This is a genomic window from Paenibacillus artemisiicola (genome assembly GCF_017652985.1).
Classification (GTDB): Bacteria; Bacillota; Bacilli; order Paenibacillales; family Paenibacillaceae; genus Paenibacillus_Z; species Paenibacillus_Z artemisiicola.
Map to the genome: position 1 here is coordinate 1 of NZ_JAGGDJ010000060.1, position 17,762 is coordinate 17,762.

Sequence of the window (17,762 nt, forward strand, 5' to 3'; positions counted from 1 at the left end):
TCAAGATGAGATTTCCCAGTATGTAAGACCCCTTGAAGACGACGAGGTAGATAGGTTCGAGGTGGAAGCGCAGCAATGCGTGGAGCTGACGAATACTAATCGGTCGAGGGCTTATCCAAGGTACATCATTCAGCTAAGCAAGACCTTCGCAAAGGTTCGTATCCAGTTTTCAGGGTGGCAAGTTCACCTTTACATATCGTTCCCTGATAGCTCAGTTGGTAGAGCACTCGACTGTTAATCGAGTTGTCACAGGTTCGAGTCCTGTTCGGGGAGCCATTCATGCTCTCATAGCTCAGTAGGTAGAGTGCATCCATGGTAAGGATGAGGTCACCGGTTCGATCCCGGTTGAGAGCTCCATTTTCATAAGGCCCGTTGGTCAAGGGGTTAAGACACCTCCCTTTCACGGAGGTAACAGGGGTTCGAATCCCCTACGGGTCACCATCTCTCTCAACTTGGAGGCTTAGCTCAGCTGGGAGAGCATCTGCCTTACAAGCAGAGGGTCGGGGGTTCGATCCCCTCAGCCTCCACCATCTTCAAGATTGGGGATTAGCCAAGCGGTAAGGCAACGGACTTTGACTCCGTCATGCCTAGGTTCGAATCCTAGATCCCCAGCCATTTGCATGAGCCATTAGCTCAGTTGGTAGAGCACCTGACTTTTAATCAGGGTGTCGTAGGTTCGAGTCCTACATGGCTCACCATTTTCTTGTTTCGAAAATGGAACTTACATATTTATGATGATAACCGCAAGGATTAAATTAGCTGATATGACATGAAATTAGAGACCCTTTAACTAAAGGGTTTTTTTGTGCATAACTTTGTGGATAAACTTTATAAAAAGCCTGAAAGCCTTGTGCTGACTGAATGGAATTACCCACAGGACGATGTGTTACTTGTGCAGAAATGCAACTGTTCGTGGCAATCCTACGGGTATATTCGGATTGAGAGCAAAAGACTGTTTATTCACACTGTTGATGAATGTACGTTTCATAAATATATTTCTGTGCATATGCGGGTGAAATGCTTGACGCATCCACTGAGAATGGTTATCATTATACATGAACTATTTCTGAGAACGGTTATCAATTAGGTGGATAAAGCGGCAAGGGGTGGATACGCATGAACGCTATGCATACGAAGAACCTGAATATCGGTTACGAAGAACGATTGATCGTCGAAGACTTGAACATAACGATCCCGAAGGGGAAAATCACGGCGCTTGTCGGAGCGAATGGCTCCGGTAAATCCACCATTTTGAAAACGCTGGCAAGGCTTATGGCCCCTTCGGCGGGCTCGGTCATGCTGGACGGGAAATCGATTCATAAACAATCGACGAAAGAGGTTGCGAAGCAGCTGGCGATTCTTCCGCAGACCCCGACCGCTCCGGACGGATTGACGGTTTCAGAGCTCGTTTCTTACGGACGTTTCCCTTACCAGCGCGGTTTCGGCTCTTTGACGAAAGAAGACCGTTCCGTTATCCACTGGGCGGTCGAGAGCACCGGCTTGGTGGAGTTTAAGGACCGGCCGATCGATCGTCTGTCCGGTGGTCAGCGGCAGCGCGCTTGGATCGCGATGGCGCTTGCGCAGCAAACCGACTTGCTGTTCCTCGACGAGCCGACGACTTATTTGGATATGGCGCATCAGCTTGAGGTTCTTGAACTTCTCCAGGAGCTCAACGCAACCGCAGGCAGAACGATTGTAATGGTCGTTCACGATTTAAATCATGCTTCCCGCTACGCGCAGCATATGGTTGCCATTAAGAAGGGGCAAGTCGTTAGCGTAGGATCGCCTCAAACCGTCATGACAAAGGATGTGCTTCGCGAAGTATTCGGCATCGAGACCGATATCATCCCGGATCCGCGCACGGGCGTACCGCTCTGCTTCCCGTTTGCTTTGGCGGACGGCAACCCGCAAGCTTACGAAAAGCCCGTCCTGGAGCCGGTAAAGGTCAGCTAAACGCGAAGTCGTAACAACGCCTATCCCATAGGGACATAAGCAGAGCACTTCACGAAAAAAAAGTTTTTCTTTTTCTTCGATAGGGGTTGCATTCTGCTTATGTCCATGATATATTATTAAATGTCGCGCTTGAGATATGGCGAGTGACACAAGAATTGCGGAAGTGGCTCAGCGGTAGAGCATCGCCTTGCCAAGGCGAGGGTCGCGGGTTCGATTCCCGTCTTCCGCTCCATACGTGCCCTTAGCTCAGCTGGATAGAGCATTTGACTACGAATCAAAAGGTCGGGAGTTCGAATCTCTCAGGGCACGCCATTTCTTTATTTATGCGATACATAACGGGACGTAGCTCAGCTTGGTAGAGCACCTGGTTTGGGACCAGGGGGTCGCATGTTCGAATCGTGTCGTCCCGACCATTCATTCGCGGGTGTAGTTCAATGGTAGAACTTTAGCCTTCCAAGCTAATAGCGTGGGTTCGATTCCCATCACCCGCTCCATAAAAATACCGTTAAAGCCTTGGATTCCAAGGCTTTTTGTTATATCCGCGAAGCCATTCCTTTCCATCGGTGAAAAAGCTTCAACCGTTTCTTGATTTGTAGTATGATGGTTAGAGTTAAAAACCGTTGTAGCTGGTTAATGTGGCTTATGATGAGGATTGCTGCAGGCAAAACCTGATTATATGCCGTTAAAATATGCATGTTAAGCGCCGTTTTGCATCAAAAACCGAAAATTATGCTTTAGGAAGGGTTTTGCTCTGCTGACCAACGACGAAGCTTAAGATGTGGTTTCGCACTGCAAACCTTAAGGAGGATTTCGAATGTCGGAACAGGCTGGTACAACAATGACTACAAACCGACCGCAAGCAAACAATTTGCTTCGCCGCGACGTGCGTTTCCTGGGCAACATTCTCGGAGACGTGCTGGTCCACCAAGGGGGCCATGAACTGCTGGAGACGGTCGAGAAAATCCGCGAGATGAGCAAAACGCTGCGCGCGGAATTCTTGCCGGAGCTGGACGAGGAATTCAAGCAGGTCATCGATGCGCTTACTCCTGCTACCCGCCATCAAGTCATTCGCGCGTTTGCGATCTATTTCCAACTCGTGAACATTGCCGAACAAAACCATCGAATTCGCCGCAAGCGCGATTACGAGCGCTCGTCCGGCGAGAAGGTACAACCGGGTTCAATCGAGAGCGCCATTCAGGTGCTGAAGGACCGGGACCTGACGATCGACAGCGTGAAAGAAATCATTTCGGATATTTCCTTGGAGCTGGTCATGACCGCGCATCCGACGGAAGCGACGCGCCGCGACGTGTTGGACATTCATCAGCGCATCGCCGCGGAAATGATGGAGCTCGACGACCCGACGCTGACGTTCCGCGAACGCGAGAAGCTGCGCGAGAAGCTGTTGAACGAAGTGCTGACCTTGTGGCAGACCGATGAGCTCCGCGACCGCAAGCCAACGGTTATCGACGAAGTGCGCAATGGCATGTACTACTTCGACGAAACGCTGTTCGAGGTGCTTCCGAACGTATATGAAGAGCTCGAGCGCTGTTTGGATAAGTATTATCCGTCGGGCGAAAGCTGGCATGTTCCGACTTACCTCCGTTTCGGCTCCTGGATCGGCGGCGACCGCGACGGCAACCCGTCCGTTAAAGCCAAGATTACGTGGGAAACGTTGAAGCTGCAGCGAAGCCTCGCACTGAAGAAATATGAGGAGCTGCTCAAGGACGTCATGGGACAGCTGAGCTTCAGCACCAACATCGTCGAGATTTCGGACGAGCTAACCGAATCGATCCGTAAGGATCGCGAGCAAGTCGGCGAGCTGCGGTGCATCGAAATTTGGCGCAACGAGAAGGAGCCATACCGTATCAAACTCGGCTACATGCTCGAGAAGCTGGCCAACGCGCTGAACGATTCGTTGAAAGGTTCTCCGAAGCGCTACAACAGCGCCGAAGAATTGAAGCAGGATCTGCTTGTCATTGACCGCAGCCTGCGTCACCACTTTGCCGACTATGTCGCCGATACGCATATTCGCAAACTGATTCGCCAAGTCGAGCTGTTTGGCTTCCATCTTGCGACATTGGACGTCCGGCAACACAGCAAAGAGCATGAGAATGCCATGAGCGAAGTTCTGGCCAATATGAACATCGTTTCGGACTATGCTTCGCTCTCCGAAGACGAGAAGATCGAGTTGCTGCACACGCTGCTGAATGATCCGCGTCCGCTGACGTCGCCGCACTTCGCCTACTCCGAAGGCACGCGCGAATGTCTGGACGTCTACCATACGATTTACCGTGCGCAGGCCGAATTCGGCGTAAACTGCATTTCCAGCTACCTGATCAGCATGACGCAGGGCGCAAGCGATATGTTGGAAGTCATGGTGTTCGCCAAAGAAGTCGGCTTGTTCCGCAAAGAAGCGAACGGCAACGTGATGTGCACGCTGCAAGCGGTGCCGCTGTTCGAAACGATCGATGACTTGCATGCGGCGCCGGGCATCATGGAGCGATTGTTCGCGCTGCCGGTGTATCGTCAAGCCGTCGAAGCCCGCGGCAACCAGCACGAAATTATGCTCGGCTATTCCGATTCCAATAAAGACGGCGGCGTCGTCACGGCGAACTGGGAGCTTCGCGTCGCGTTGAATGCGATCACGAGCTCGGCGAAGAAATACGGCGTGAAGCTGAAATTCTTCCATGGCCGCGGAGGCGCGCTCGGACGGGGCGGCATGCCGCTCAACCGCAGCATCTTGGCCCAACCGCCGCATACGGTGGGCGGCGGCATCAAAATCACCGAGCAGGGCGAAGTGCTGTCTTCCCGTTACTCGTTGAAAGGCATTGCCTACCGCAGCCTGGAGCAGGCGACATGGGCGCTTGTGACCGCATCTCGTCTGGCGAAATACCCTGAGCAGGAAGAAACGGCTACGGCAGAGTGGGAAGAGATTGCGCGCGGCATTTCCGAGACGGCGCTGACGAAGTACCAGGATCTGATTTTCCGCGATCCGGATTTCATGACGTTCTTCAAAGAATCGACGCCGCTGCCGGAAGTCGGCGAGCTGAATATCGGTTCGCGTCCGTCGAAGCGCAAGGGCAGCGACCGTTTCGAAGACCTTCGCGCGATTCCATGGGTGTTCGCATGGACGCAAAGCCGTTACCTGCTGCCGGCATGGTACGCCGCGGGTACGGCGCTGCAGGACTATGTGAAGGACGATGCGAAACGGCTGGAGACGCTCCGTACCATGTACGAGAAGTTTCCGTTCTTCACGTCGCTGATCGACAACCTGCAAATGGCGCTTGCCAAAGCGGACCTGCAGATCGCGAAGGAATACGCAGGCATGATCGCGGACAAGACGATTCGCGACCGCATCTTCACGCAAATCACGGAAGAGTATGCGCGAACGTCCTCGTGCATCTTGCAAATCACGGGGCAAGAGGAAATCTTGGATAATGTGCCGGTCATCCAGGAGTCCATCCGCTTGCGCAATCCGTACGTAGATCCGCTGAGCTACATGCAGGTACAGCTGCTGAAGGAGCTTCGCGAAAGCCGCGCCAAGGGCGAAGAAGACGACCGCGAGCTGCTCCGCGAAGTGCTGCTCACGATCAACGGCATAGCGGCGGGGCTGAGAAACACGGGTTGATAGGCTGATTGGTTTGAACGCCGGCAGGGCGTTCAGCAAACAGCAAAGAGGCTGATTGGTTTGCGCCGCGGCTGGTTTGAACGTCCGGCAGGGCGCTTAGCATTCAGCAAGGAAACCGAGACGGCAAGGGGTCCAGCCAGCGAATACTTTATCAGCGTTCTCGGTGACTCACAAGGCCATTAAATAATTCACGAATGGATGGGTGTCCGCAAAGGGCACCCATTTTTCGTTTATCCACAAGTGGACAAGGTTGGATCAAGTGAGACAATTTCGAAACAAGCTGTGAACATTAGCAACGACAAGGCCTTCAGAGATCAGGAACGAGTAATGGCTGGCTTGTTACCCATGCGTGCGAGATCCGTATCCACAATTGTTCAACAATCTGTGGGGGAAATGTGGATATCACTGTGGATAATTCGCGCGTTTGATAACTTTAGTCTGCTAAGCATTTTATACGCGTTGTGAATAAAGGTTAACACCGTATACAGGTTAGGCCGTCAATCCGCAACCGCATGAATGGTTCATCAAGCGAATCGAACGATCGGGATGATTTCTTTTCATTCCCAATTCAACCGGCATTCATTGCCTACGCGCCCTTTTTAACGGTATAATCATGAAGTCGCGTAATTACATACCGGCGGGTTTGGAGGAGTAGCGTTGATATCAGTCGAGGCAAGATTAGCGAGGTTGGCTCTTCAGGGCGATCAGCGGGCTTTTGCCGAAATCGTGGAGCTGTACCAGGACAAGCTTTACCATATGGCCTACCGCATGCTGTATAACCGCCAAGAAGCGGAGGATGTCGTGCAGGACGTGTTTCTGCGCGTATATAAAAATTTGGAACGCTACGACGCGTCGATGAAATTTTCCACGTGGATTTACCGGATCGCGACCAATCTGTGCATCGATCGCCTGCGCAAGCGCAAGCCGGTGTACTCGCTGGACGCGGAATCGAGCGAGCACGAAGGGCTGGACGGCTACGCGATGATACCGAGCGACGATCGGACGCCGGAGACGGAGCTGCTGCTCTCGGACACGCAGCGCATCATTCACCAGGCGATCGCGACGCTGCCGGCGAAATACAAGTCGGTCATGGTGCTTCGCTACCTCGAGGACATGTCGCTCCAGGAAATCGGAGACGTGCTGGAGATGCCCGTCACGACCGTGAAAACCCGCGTGCACCGCGGAAGGGAGTTCCTTCGAAAGAAACTGGAGCATAAGCTATAGGCTGCGGCCCGCTTGGGCGTATCCAAGATTTGGGCAAGCGCGGATTTCGCAAAAAAGTGAAACATTCGCCTGAATTATACGTATCGAGTACTACTGTGAAATTACAACGAAGAAAGGACTGGCTGCTATGAATTGCAACGTCGCCGTCGTGCTGATGCATGATTATTTGGACGACGAGCTGCCCCATGACGATCTCGCAGGGCTCAAAGCTCATCTGGATTCCTGCCCGTCTTGCCGCGCCCGTATGGAACAGTTGGAACGAACGGAAGCGCTCGCGCACAGGATGATGGACACGCATTTCGTCATTTCAGCCGAGCAATCCTCACAGTTGACGCAGCGCATCATGGACGCGTTGCCGGCAAAGCGCCGGAGACCCGCCTCGGGGTTTACCCGCTGGGTCCGGAACCATCCCGCCGTTTCGGTGGCCGCCGTGTTCGTGCTCGTGATGTTCTCCAGCTTCTTGGCGATGTGGCAGCAGGATAGCCAACTGGCCGTGCGCGGCCCCGATTTGGCGGAAGTCGTCATTAATGGCGATACCGTCACCGTGCCCGCAGGGGCGCATGTCAACGGGGATCTGACGGTCGAAAACGGGAAAGCGAACGTGCTCGGCGAGGTAGACGGGGACGTTACGGTGATTTCGGGTTCGCTGTACGAAGCCTCGACCGCGCATATTTCCGGAGAAGTGAAACAGATTGACCAGGCGCTGGACTGGTTTTGGTACAAAGTGACGACCTCCATCAGCAGTTTGGCCTATTGATGTTCTGCCTCCCGGACACGGGAGGTTTTTTTGTGAACGTTAGAGGATTTGCAACCCCGTTTCTAGAAAATAATAAGGTTATCATTCGATATTCAGGATGAATGTGTCCGCACATGTGGTCTTTGGGGGTTGACGGATGAATTACTTTGCCGACATGACATGGACGACCGCGATCAAGGACATCATCGATGTTTCCATCGTGAGTTATATCATTTATAAACTGATCCTGCTGGTACGCGGTACGAAGGCCGTGCAGCTGTTCAAAGGCATCATCGTGCTCGTGGTCACGTGGGCGCTCAGCACGTGGTTCGACTTGTATACGCTGAAATGGCTGATGAACCAAATGTTCACGCTCGGGGTATTCGCGGTGCTCGTCATCTTCCAGCCGGAGCTGCGGCGCGCGCTCGAACAGCTGGGGCGGGGCAAACTGTTCAGCCGTACGAACGTTATGGATCCCGACATCGGGGATCGGATCAACGCGATCATCAAGGCGCTGAATTATATGGCCAAACGGAAGATCGGCGCGCTGATCGTGTTCGAGCGGACGACGGGCCTGCAGGATTACACGGAGTCGGGGATTCGAATGGAATCGCACGTGAGCTCCGAGCTGCTCATCAATATTTTCATCCCGAACACGCCGCTGCACGACGGCGCGGTCATTATCGGGGGCAGCCACATCAAGGCGGCGGGCTGTTATTTGCCGCTCTCCGAAAACCCGTTCATCAGCAAGGAGCTGGGCACGCGCCACCGGGCGGCGATCGGCATCACCGAAGTGTCCGATGCGGTCTCGGTCATCGTGTCGGAGGAAACGGGCCAGATCTCGCTGGCGGTCGGAGGCATGATCGTTCGCGACATTAAGGAAGAATCGCTCATCTCGAAGCTGTACGAGGAGTTGAATCCGAAGCCGAAGATGCGCGAGCGCCAAGGCATGAAGATCCCTTTCTGGAAACGGAAAGGAGGCGATCCGCATGGATAAATGGCTCAACCACCCGACGGCGCTCAAAATCATCTCGCTCGTGATCGGCATCCTGATGTGGGCGGTCGTTCATTTCGATTCCGAGAAAACGCCGAATACCGTCGCGACGCTGACGGAGACGCGCGACATCGACGGCGTGCAGATCAAACCCGTCGGCATGGACGACAAAAATTACGCGCTGCGGCTGCTGGATCCCGAAGGCGTGCATTTGACGGTCCGAGGCTCGCGCTCCGATCTGCTGCTCGCGTCGCATAACAGCGACTACGAGGTGACGGTCGATTTGAGCCAAGCCACCGAGGGCCGCATGGTGCAGCCGGTCAAGGTTCATTTGCCCCGCGGGCTCGAACTGATCGACGCGCAGCCGAGCAGCGTCACCGTCGTGTTGGAACGGCTGCTGACGAAGGAGTTCGAAGTGCAGATCAATGCCGAAGGCACGCCCGGGAAGGGCTACAAGATCGGCACGCCGCTCGTGAAGCCGAACGGTCGCGTGCACGTGACGCTGCCGGCCGACGAGATGGACGAGGTGGCGTTCGTCGGAGGGACGGTATCCGTCGACGGCGAGGAAGAGACGGTCAACGACAAGAAGATGAAGCTGGTCGCGCTCGACAAGGACGGCAACGAGCTGCCGGACGCGGTCATGAATCCGAGCGTCGTCGAGGTGGAAATTCCGATCACGAAACCGTTCAAGAAGCTGCCGCTGCAGGTGAACTTCACGGGAAATCTGTCGGAGGGGCTCGCGGTGTCGACGTTCAAGCAGAGCGTCGATGCCGTCACGATCTACGGACCGCAGGACGTCATCGACAAGTACGAGTTCTACGATGCCCTGACGATCGACTTGTCGCAATTGAAACAATCGGGTACGATGGAGCTCGACGTCAAACCCGGCAAAGACGTCGCGAGCGTCGATCCGGCGAAGGTGACGTTCGAGTATACGATCGTGACCGCGCAAACCAAGCTGATTCCGAAGCTGCCGGTCACCATCATCGGGTTGTCGGACGGGCTGAAGGCCAAGGTGACGCTGCCGGAGACCGCGAACGTCGATGCAACGATTGCGGGCGCTCCGAATATGCTGGCACAGGTAGGCGCAAAGGATGTGCAGCTGGTCGCGGATTTGAGCGGGCTCGGACCGGGCAGCCACGTCGTGCCGCTGGATATGCACGTGCCGCGATTTATCGGTCAGGCCGGATCGCCGCTTAGCGTCACCGTGACGATCACGGACGGCACGGTCGCGCCGCCAGGCGGCGCGCAAACGGACGGAAGCACGCCGGCTTCCGGGCAGCCCGCGACCGATACGGGCACGGACGCGAACGCGGATCCGTCCACGGGCACGGGCAACGCCGACTCCGGCGGCGCGAACGATACGGGGAAGGACGCGCCGGCCGATACGCCGCCGCCCGATAACGACGCCGGCGACGGTACGGGGAACGCGGCGCGAGAGATAACGCCGGACGAGAAACCGGCAAACGGAAATCCATAAGCAAAAGGGGAACTTATACACATGGGAAAATATTTTGGAACTGACGGAGTCCGCGGTGTCGCCAACCGGGAGTTGACCCCGGAGCTTGCTTATAAAATCGGCCGTTGCGGCGGCTATGTATTAGCCGGCCAGGCCGAGAAGCCGAAGGTCGTCATCGGCCTCGATACGCGGATTTCTGGCCCGATGCTGGAGGCGTCGCTGATCGCGGGCCTGCTGTCCATCGGCGCGAGCGTCGTGCGCCTCGGCGTCGTGTCGACGCCGGCGGTGGCGTATTTGACGCGCGTCCTGGGAGCCGATGCTGGCGTCATGATCTCGGCATCGCATAATCCGGTCGAAGACAACGGCATTAAATATTTCGGCGGCGACGGGTTCAAGCTGTCGGACGAGACGGAGAACGAAATCGAGCGCCTGATGGACGCGGAGACGGACGAACTGCCGCGGCCGGAAGGCGGCGACATCGGAACGGTGACGGTCGACGAGACGGCGAAGCGGGTGTTCATGGATTTCTTGAAGACGACGGTGACGCATTCGTTCGCCGGCCTCAAGATCGTGCTCGACTGCGCGAACGGTTCGGCGCACAGCATCGCGCCGACGGTCTTCCGCGAGCTCGGCGCCGAGGTCATCACGGTCGGCGCGGAGCCGAACGGCCTGAACATCAACGACGGCGTCGGCTCGACGCATCCGGAGCATTTGCGCGAAGAGGTGCTGAAGCACGGGGCGGATCTCGGCCTGTCCTTCGACGGCGACGCGGACCGGCTGATCGCGATCGACGAGAACGGCGACGAAGTCGACGGCGACTTTATCCTGTGCATCTGCGGCGAGGCGATGAAGCGGGCCGGCAAGCTGAAGCACGACACGGTCGTGACGACGGTCATGAGCAACATCGGCTTCTTCAAAGCGGCGAAGAAGCTTGGCCTGAACACGGCGCAGACGGCGGTCGGGGACCGTTACGTCATGGAGGAAATGCGACGCGGCGGCTATAACTTGGGCGGCGAACAGTCGGGGCATGTCATTTTCCTCGATTACAACACGACGGGCGACGGCATCCTGACGGCGCTACAGCTGACCGATACGCTCGTGGCCGCCGGCAAAAAGCTGGGCGAGCTGAAGACGCTGATGCGCAAATTCCCGCAGGTGCTGGTCAACGTGCGCGTCACGGACAAAACCGCCTATAAGAGCAATCCGGGCATTGCCGCGGCCATTGCCGAGGTGGAAGCGGAGCTTGGCGATAACGGCCGCGTGCTGGTGCGTCCGTCCGGTACGGAGTCGCTAATTCGCGTCATGGCCGAAGGGCCGGAGAAGGAGCAGGTCGAAGCGTACGTTGCGCGTATCGTGGACACGGTTCGCAAGGAACTGGGCGCGGTATAAGCGGCCTGCCGATCGGGCAACCCTAAAGGTGCGAACGCCGCACCCGGGGTTGCTTATTTATTTGGCGACGGGATGGTTACCAATCATTCCCATGCGGCGCGGCGCCGCGTTTTGTAAACGTTTACCCAAAGATTGGGTTGCACCTTTACCGCAAAATGCATATAGTAAGTAGTGACATTCCAGCAGGAAAGCGAGGATCGAGGTTGTCGGAAGTTAAGCGCCAGAGCTTGCGCGCGTATTACGGCTGCTGCGCGGGTCCTTACGGAAGGGACCGCGCGGATCAAGCATCGGCCGTAAGAGCGGCAAGCTGACGAGGTGGAGGTGTTCGGAATGTTCGGCGGGGACCTCCCGGTATCGCATTCGACCGTAAGCCGATTCTCAAATAGTCGGGGTGACCGGACTGACAAAAGATCGGCAGGATGCTCTAAACGAAGGTATTGAAGCGACGGCGGCAACGGAGGCCGTGTGTGCGCGAACGTACATGTGCAGCAAGCCGGCAGGAAAGGACGACAGCCCGCAGCGCTGTTTGTTTTCTGCTGTGCATTTATCGGAAATGTCGATACGACCGACGGCGATGCTCCCGAAGCGGAGACCGATCGTATCTCGACGCCGCAGCCGTTGTTTTTTCCCAAGCGGTCTGCGTTTTATTTCTTATTGTCAAAATATCTTTGCGGGGACGATGCCGGCGAATAGGGCGGCTTTGCGCCGCCATGCTTTGACAGGTATTCAAAGGCATCCGTTCGAGCGGGAACTATCGATAACGGAGGTCTATTCATATGTGTGGAATCGTAGGATACATCGGAAAACGGGATTCGCAGGATATTTTGATCGAGGGCTTGAAGAAGCTGGAGTATCGCGGCTACGACTCCGCGGGCATCGCCGTCTTCACGAAGAACGGCCTGGAAGTGCGCAAGTCGATCGGCCGTCTGGCGAATCTGGAGGAAAAGCTGGGCGGACAGCCGCTCGCGGGCTCGGTCGGCATCGGGCATACGCGCTGGGCGACGCACGGCAAGCCATCGGACGTGAACTCTCATCCGCATACCGACAACTCGCATAAGTTTTCCGTCGTGCATAACGGCATTATCGAGAACTACCTCGACTTGAAGGAAGAACTGATCGCCAAAGGCTGCAAGTTCGTATCGGAGACGGACACGGAAGTCATTTCTCACCTGGTGGCGGACGAATACGACGGCGACATCGTGAAAGCCGTGCAGCGAGCGGTGAAACGGATGCGCGGCGCGTTCGCGCTTGGCGTCCTGACGGAGTTCGAACCGGACCGTCTCGTCGCGGTACGGTTTGCGAGCCCGCTCGTCATCGGCGTCGGGAAAGGCGAAAACTTCATCGGTTCCGACATCCCGGCCATTCTGGAGCATACGCGCGACGTGTATATTCTGAACGACGGCGAGATGGCAATTTTGACGCAAAACGGCGTCGAATTGATGACGATTGACGGCGAATTTATTTCCAAGGAAATATTCCATGTCGACTGGGACTTGGAAACGGCGGAAAAAGCGGGATTCGATCATTTCATGCTGAAGGAAATTTTCGAACAGCCGAAAGCCTACCGCAATACGATGATGGGGCGCATCTCCGATGACGGACGTTCCGTCGAGCTAAAGGAGATCGGCATGACGGCCGAACAAATCCGCGGCATCCGCAAGGTGCATATCGTCGCTTGCGGCACGGCGTTCCATGCCGGGCTCGTCGGCAAAACGGTCATCGAGGACCTGGCCCGCATCCCGGTCGAGACGGACGTGGCATCCGAGTACCGGTACCGTTCGCCGATCATCACGCCGGATACGCTCGTGATCGTCGTCAGCCAATCCGGCGAGACGGCGGATACGCTCGCGGCATTGCGCGAAGCGAAGCGCCACGGCGCGCGCGTCCTGGCGATCACAAACGTGGTCGGCAGCTCGGTCGCCCGCGAAGCGGACGATGTTATCATTACGCAGGCGGGACCGGAGATCGCCGTTGCTTCGACCAAGGCGTACACCTCCCAGCTGATCGCGTTCTATCTGCTGGGTCTGTACCTGGCGCAGAACGTCGGGACGCGCGACGAGGCTTACGTGACCGACGTGCTGATGGCGATGAACGAGCTGCCGGAGCAGGTGGAGCGCATCCTGGACAGCGCGGACGTGCTGAAGCAAATCGCGGAATCCGTCGCGAAGCATAACAACTTGTTCTTCATCGGGCGCGGCGTCGACTTCGCGGTGGCGCAGGAAGGTTCGCTGAAGCTGAAGGAAATCTCGTATATCCACTCCGAAGCGTACCCGGCCGGGGAGCTGAAGCACGGCACGCTGGCGCTGATCGAGGAAGACATTCCGGTCATCTCGGTCATCACGCAGGAAGGCCTGTACGAGAAGACGCTGAGCAACATCAAGGAAGTGAAAGCCCGCGGCGCGCACGTGCTCGCGCTCGTGAACGCCGGGCATGAAGAAGAGGTCGGCAAATCCGTCGACGAGCTCTTCTCCATCCCGAAGACGCTGCCGATACTGGCGCCGGCGCTGTCCGTCGTGCCGCTGCAGCTGATCGCTTACTATGCTTCGCTCGCGCGGGGCAACGACGTGGATAAACCGCGGAATTTGGCGAAAAGCGTAACGGTGGAGTAGGTTAATGATTCGCGGCATGAAGGAACATGCCCGTTAGCTGATATTGCGCAGCCTCATCTAGCATCGCATATAGCCACCATAGCTGCCTGAACGGGCCGTCCTATTGATGAGGACGGCTTGTTTTAGTCTTTTTGTGCACCGGTTTTTTCTTTTTGCCGACAGTTGACTTGGAGTTAGCTCCAAGAGGTACACTCTTTGATGGAAAGCGGCGAACAACGCAAAGGAGTGGATCGTGCGATGGAATATGTCAAATTGGGTCATACCGGGATGGACGTGTCGCGGATTTGTCTGGGATGCATGGGCTTCGGCGATGCGGCGCGATGGACGCATCCGTGGGTACGGGACGAGGAGCAGAGCCGGCTGGTGATCAAGAAGGCGCTGGAGCTCGGCATCAATTTCTTCGATACGGCCAACGTGTACTCGGCGGGGACAAGCGAGGAATACCTCGGCCGCGCGCTGAAGGATTACGCGAATCGGGACGAAGTGGTCATCGCGACCAAGGTGCACTTCCGGATGCATGAAGGTCCGAACGGAGCCGGGCTTTCCCGCAAGGCGATTCTGAGCGAAATCGACAAGAGTCTGAAGCGTTTGGGTACCGATTACGTGGATTTGTACCAGATTCACCGCTGGGATTACCGCACGCCGATCGAAGAGACGATGGAAGCGCTGCATGACGTGGTAAAGGCCGGCAAAGCTCGCTACATCGGCGCTTCCGCCATGTACGCGTGGCAGTTTCTAAAAGCGCTGCACGTGGCGGAGACGCACGGCTGGACCCGATTCGTCTCGATGCAAAACCATCTGAATCTGATCTACCGCGAAGAAGAACGGGAAATGCTGCCGCTGTGCAAGGCGGAGAAGATCGGCGTCATTCCGTACAGCCCGCTCGCTTCCGGCCGGTTGACGCGCGATCGGTCGGACGCGACGCACCGTTCCGAAACCGATCAGGTGCAGAAGTCGAAATACGACGCGTTCGCCGAAGCGGATCGCGCGATCGTGGAACGGGTCGCGGCGATCGCGGAGCAGCGGGGCGTCTCCCGCGCGCAGGTCGCGCTTGCCTGGCTGCTGCAAAAGCAGCCGGTCGCCGCGCCGATCATCGGCGCCACGAAAGAAGCCCAGCTTGAAGTCGCGGTCTCCGCGCTGGAGGTCAAGCTCGCGCCGGACGAGGTCGCGTCCTTGGAGGAGCCGTATGTGCCCCATGCCGTGGTAGGCGCGCTGTAAGGACAGACGGATCGCTGCAAGCGGAAATAGAAAGGAGGTGCCCCCAAAATGGCGATGACCATTGCGGAAGTGAGCGAGCGGTTCGGCCTGTCGCAGGATACGCTGCGTTATTATGAGCGCATCGGGCTGATTCCTCCCGTGAACCGGAACAAAAGCGGTATCCGCGCGTATACGGAGGAAGACGTGAAGTGGGTCGATTTTATCAAATGCATGCGCCAAAGCGCGGGACTTCCGGTCGAGGCGCTCATCGAGTACGTGACGCTGTTTCAACAAGGCGACGATACGCTCGAGACGCGGAAAGAGCTGCTCATGGAACAGCGCGGCCGGCTTGCGGCCAAAATCGAAGACATGACGGGCACGCTGCTTCGCCTCGACGATAAAATCGTGCGCTACGAACAAACCATCGTCAGGAAAGAAAGAACGTTAAGAACGCCGGCTGATTGAACGCCGGAAGACGGATCGGGGAGACGGCTCCCCGATCCGCTTTTTTTGAAGCGGTTCGTTTGGACGCACGGCTGCTTTCGGTTCGCGGAAGCGGCTCAGGTTCGCCACGCCGGATCGCCAACGCGCCAAGATCGGCGAATCGTTGCGAAAGTGTCAATGATTACATGGCCTGTCATGTCCATCGGTCCGCCATTCTCTGGTATACTGGAATCATCAGTCGCTCGTCCTCCGGAGGAGCCGCTTCGTCCGTCCTTTAGATTCACGGGGACAGACCGCGGCTTATTGTCATGAGGACGAGCGGCAGCCGACGCGGAACGCTCTTACGTTCATTGGAAAACAGGATTACCGACAAGGAGGTTGAAAAGGATGTCGCAGCTCTCGCATCTGTGGGACTACTCGCCCCCCGAGCGGATCACGAGCCGGAGCGGGTATCATTGGCTGGTCGTGTCGACGGTGTGCATCGGAGCCTTCATGGCGGCGCTCGACGCCAGCATCATCAACTTGGCGCTGCCGTCGCTGATGCGCCAATTCGGCATCGGCATGGCGAAGGCCGAATGGATCAGCCTGGTCTACTTGCTGACCTTATCGTCCCTCGTCATTCCGTTCGGCAGATTGGCCGACATGTTCGGCCGTCGCTGGATGTATGCCACGGGATTTTTCGTGTTCCTCGTCAGCTCCGTCGCCTGCGGCGTGGCTCCGGGCTTCGCCGGATTGTTGGTCGCGCGGATCTTCCAAGCGATCGGGGCGGCAATGCTTCAAGCCAACAGCGTCTCGATCATCACGGCGGCGACGCCCGCGGCGCACCGGGGCAAGGCGATCGGGATTCAGGCGAGCGCGCAGGGAATCGGGCTCAGCCTCGGGCCGGTGATCGGCGGCGCGCTGCTGTCGCTGGGCGATTGGCGCTGGCTCTTCTACGTGAACGTGCCGATCGGCATCGCGGGCACGATTTTGGCCGTGCTGCTGCTTCCGCGGGATACGGGCAGACGGAAGGAAAGCTTCGATTACTGGGGACTCGTCTTCCTGCTGCCGGCGCTCATCATGATGGTGTACGTCTTGAACAGCGGCTTGGCGCAGGGCTGGACATCCCCGTTCATTCTGCTCTGCGTCTTCACGGCGATGCTCGCGCTGGCGTCCTTCGTTCGCGAAGAGCAGCGGTCGTACACGCCGTTAATGGATTTGTCGTTGTTCCGAAACAAGATATTCCGCTACGGCAATCTGACGAGCTTCCTGTCGTTCACGGTCATGTACGGAGTGCTGCTGCTCAGTCCGTTCCTAATGGAAACGGGGTTTCGGCTGGACGCGGTTACCGCGGGGTTGTACTTGTCGCTGGTTCCGATCGGCATGACGATCTGCACGCCGATTTCCGGTTACCTGGCCGACCGGTTCGGCGTCCGGGTGCCCGCGATCGGCGGAACGGCGCTGCTGCTGCTCGGAAGCGGGCTGCTCGCGCTCATTCACGGCGGCGGCGAAACCGCGTTATTGCTGCTCGGCTTGTGGTTAACGGGCTGCGGCATGGGCATGTTTACGCCGCCGAACAACAGCCAGGTCATGGGCAACGTGCCGGCCGATCGTCTCGGGGTCGCCGGCGCGACGCTCAACATGAGCCGCACGATGGGCATGGGGATGGGCATTACGCTGAGCGGCATGCTGTACCAGTCGGCGCTCCGTATCCTGCCGGCGAGCCAGGAGCCGGTCAACTTCTATGCGTTCCAAGCGTCGTACGGATTGATCGGGCTCTTAAGCGCGGTTACGCTGGCGATTTGGCTCATCCGCCGAAACGCCCGAGAGAAATACAGCAGCGAAGCGTACATCGAGTATTATATTTAGCGGCGAACTCGCCAATGGGCGACCGATTTCCGGACTTACCGGAGAACGGGCGCCTTTCTTATTGCGTTGAGGCGAGGGCCGCCAGGGAGACCAGCCAGACGCCGTCCTTCCCGAAAGCGCGGTCCCGTTTATTTTCGGCGCGTACAGGCAAGCGCGGCCGCGAAGGCGAATATCATAGATAGGGACACGGCGAAGCAGCGGCGGTACTGATCGTCGGTACCGGAAGCGAATGGCAAGGAAGCGCCCGAAAGTTTCCCTAGGTAAAAATTTTGTTGCAAGGG

At 57.1% G+C, this 17,762-nt stretch carries 11 protein-coding genes, 10 tRNA genes and 1 rRNA gene; all 22 read left to right on the forward strand.

Features of this window, described 5'->3' with window-relative positions:
• Positions 1 to 119 (forward strand): 23S ribosomal RNA (locus I8J29_RS30320); the annotation flags it as partial.
• 81 nt (positions 120 to 200) lie between these two features.
• Positions 201 to 276, forward strand: a tRNA-Asn gene (locus I8J29_RS30325).
• 5 nt (positions 277 to 281) lie between these two features.
• Positions 282 to 357 (forward strand) — tRNA-Thr (locus I8J29_RS30330).
• Positions 358 to 366: 9 nt separating this feature from the next.
• Positions 367 to 441, forward strand: a tRNA-Glu gene (locus I8J29_RS30335).
• A 13-nt stretch (positions 442 to 454) separates the two neighbouring features.
• Positions 455 to 530: transfer RNA gene (locus I8J29_RS30340), tRNA-Val, on the forward strand.
• Positions 531 to 540: 10 nt separating this feature from the next.
• Positions 541 to 615 (forward strand) — tRNA-Gln (locus I8J29_RS30345).
• A 7-nt stretch (positions 616 to 622) separates the two neighbouring features.
• Positions 623 to 698, forward strand: a tRNA-Lys gene (locus I8J29_RS30350).
• A gap of 418 nt (positions 699 to 1,116) precedes the next feature.
• Positions 1,117 to 1,953, forward strand: coding sequence for an ABC transporter ATP-binding protein (locus I8J29_RS30355; RefSeq protein ID WP_208851044.1), 837 nt, complete (start codon positions 1,117 to 1,119; stop codon positions 1,951 to 1,953).
• 157 nt (positions 1,954 to 2,110) lie between these two features.
• Positions 2,111 to 2,185, forward strand: a tRNA-Gly gene (locus I8J29_RS30360).
• A 3-nt stretch (positions 2,186 to 2,188) separates the two neighbouring features.
• A tRNA-Arg gene (locus I8J29_RS30365) sits at positions 2,189 to 2,265 on the forward strand.
• A 24-nt stretch (positions 2,266 to 2,289) separates the two neighbouring features.
• A tRNA-Pro gene (locus tag I8J29_RS30370) sits at positions 2,290 to 2,366 on the forward strand.
• A gap of 7 nt (positions 2,367 to 2,373) precedes the next feature.
• Positions 2,374 to 2,447: transfer RNA gene (locus I8J29_RS30375), tRNA-Gly, on the forward strand.
• 344 nt (positions 2,448 to 2,791) lie between these two features.
• A complete protein-coding gene (ppc, locus tag I8J29_RS30380) occupies positions 2,792 to 5,581 on the forward strand; it encodes a phosphoenolpyruvate carboxylase (protein ID WP_420831173.1) in 2,790 nt (929 codons plus the stop codon).
• A gap of 657 nt (positions 5,582 to 6,238) precedes the next feature.
• Positions 6,239 to 6,805: an RNA polymerase sigma factor SigW gene (sigW, locus tag I8J29_RS30385; RefSeq protein ID WP_090649423.1), complete on the forward strand. Its 567-nt coding sequence runs from the start codon at positions 6,239 to 6,241 to the stop codon at positions 6,803 to 6,805.
• 127 nt (positions 6,806 to 6,932) lie between these two features.
• The gene (locus tag I8J29_RS30390) at positions 6,933 to 7,562 is read left to right on the forward strand and encodes a zf-HC2 domain-containing protein (RefSeq protein WP_208851046.1); all 630 of its coding nucleotides are present in this window, start codon (positions 6,933 to 6,935) and stop codon (positions 7,560 to 7,562) included.
• Between the two features lie 136 nt (positions 7,563 to 7,698).
• A complete protein-coding gene (gene cdaA / locus I8J29_RS30395; RefSeq protein ID WP_090649429.1) occupies positions 7,699 to 8,538 on the forward strand; it encodes a diadenylate cyclase CdaA in 840 nt (279 codons plus the stop codon).
• Positions 8,531 to 10,015, forward strand: coding sequence for a CdaR family protein (locus I8J29_RS30400; RefSeq protein ID WP_208851047.1), 1,485 nt, complete (start codon positions 8,531 to 8,533; stop codon positions 10,013 to 10,015). Before cdaA ends, I8J29_RS30400 begins: the two co-directional genes overlap by 8 nt.
• 21 nt (positions 10,016 to 10,036) lie before the next feature.
• Positions 10,037 to 11,383: a phosphoglucosamine mutase gene (glmM, locus tag I8J29_RS30405; RefSeq protein ID WP_208851048.1), complete on the forward strand. Its 1,347-nt coding sequence runs from the start codon at positions 10,037 to 10,039 to the stop codon at positions 11,381 to 11,383.
• Positions 11,384 to 12,159: 776 nt separating this feature from the next.
• The gene (gene glmS / locus I8J29_RS30410; RefSeq protein WP_208851049.1) at positions 12,160 to 13,992 is read left to right on the forward strand and encodes a glutamine--fructose-6-phosphate transaminase (isomerizing); all 1,833 of its coding nucleotides are present in this window, start codon (positions 12,160 to 12,162) and stop codon (positions 13,990 to 13,992) included.
• 237 nt (positions 13,993 to 14,229) lie between these two features.
• Positions 14,230 to 15,210 carry an aldo/keto reductase gene (locus tag I8J29_RS30415; RefSeq protein WP_208851050.1) on the forward strand — a complete coding sequence of 327 codons (981 nt, stop codon included), beginning with the start codon at positions 14,230 to 14,232 and terminating at the stop codon, positions 15,208 to 15,210.
• A 54-nt stretch (positions 15,211 to 15,264) separates the two neighbouring features.
• Positions 15,265 to 15,654, forward strand: coding sequence for a MerR family transcriptional regulator (locus I8J29_RS30420; RefSeq protein ID WP_420831175.1), 390 nt, complete (start codon positions 15,265 to 15,267; stop codon positions 15,652 to 15,654).
• 366 nt (positions 15,655 to 16,020) lie between these two features.
• Complete coding sequence (locus I8J29_RS30425; RefSeq protein WP_208851052.1) at positions 16,021 to 17,481, forward strand: DHA2 family efflux MFS transporter permease subunit; 1,461 nt, start codon at positions 16,021 to 16,023, stop codon at positions 17,479 to 17,481.
• The last annotated feature ends 281 nt before the right edge of the window (positions 17,482 to 17,762 follow it).

Excerpts from the sequence above, each read along its gene's own strand:
- I8J29_RS30355 (WP_208851044.1), top strand. The coding sequence starts at position 1,117 with ATGAACGCTATGCATACGAAGAACCTGAATATCGGTTACGAAGAACGA.
- ppc (WP_420831173.1), top strand. The coding sequence starts at position 2,792 with ATGACTACAAACCGACCGCAAGCAAACAATTTGCTTCGCCGCGACGTG.
- I8J29_RS30390 (WP_208851046.1), top strand. The coding sequence starts at position 6,933 with ATGAATTGCAACGTCGCCGTCGTGCTGATGCATGATTATTTGGACGAC.
- cdaA (WP_090649429.1), top strand. The coding sequence starts at position 7,699 with ATGAATTACTTTGCCGACATGACATGGACGACCGCGATCAAGGACATC.
- I8J29_RS30400 (WP_208851047.1), top strand. The coding sequence starts at position 8,531 with ATGGATAAATGGCTCAACCACCCGACGGCGCTCAAAATCATCTCGCTC.
- glmM (WP_208851048.1), top strand. The coding sequence starts at position 10,037 with ATGGGAAAATATTTTGGAACTGACGGAGTCCGCGGTGTCGCCAACCGG.
- glmS (WP_208851049.1), top strand. The coding sequence starts at position 12,160 with ATGTGTGGAATCGTAGGATACATCGGAAAACGGGATTCGCAGGATATT.
- I8J29_RS30415 (WP_208851050.1), top strand. The coding sequence starts at position 14,230 with ATGGAATATGTCAAATTGGGTCATACCGGGATGGACGTGTCGCGGATT.
- I8J29_RS30420 (WP_420831175.1), top strand. The coding sequence starts at position 15,265 with ATGACCATTGCGGAAGTGAGCGAGCGGTTCGGCCTGTCGCAGGATACG.
- I8J29_RS30425 (WP_208851052.1), top strand. The coding sequence starts at position 16,021 with ATGTCGCAGCTCTCGCATCTGTGGGACTACTCGCCCCCCGAGCGGATC.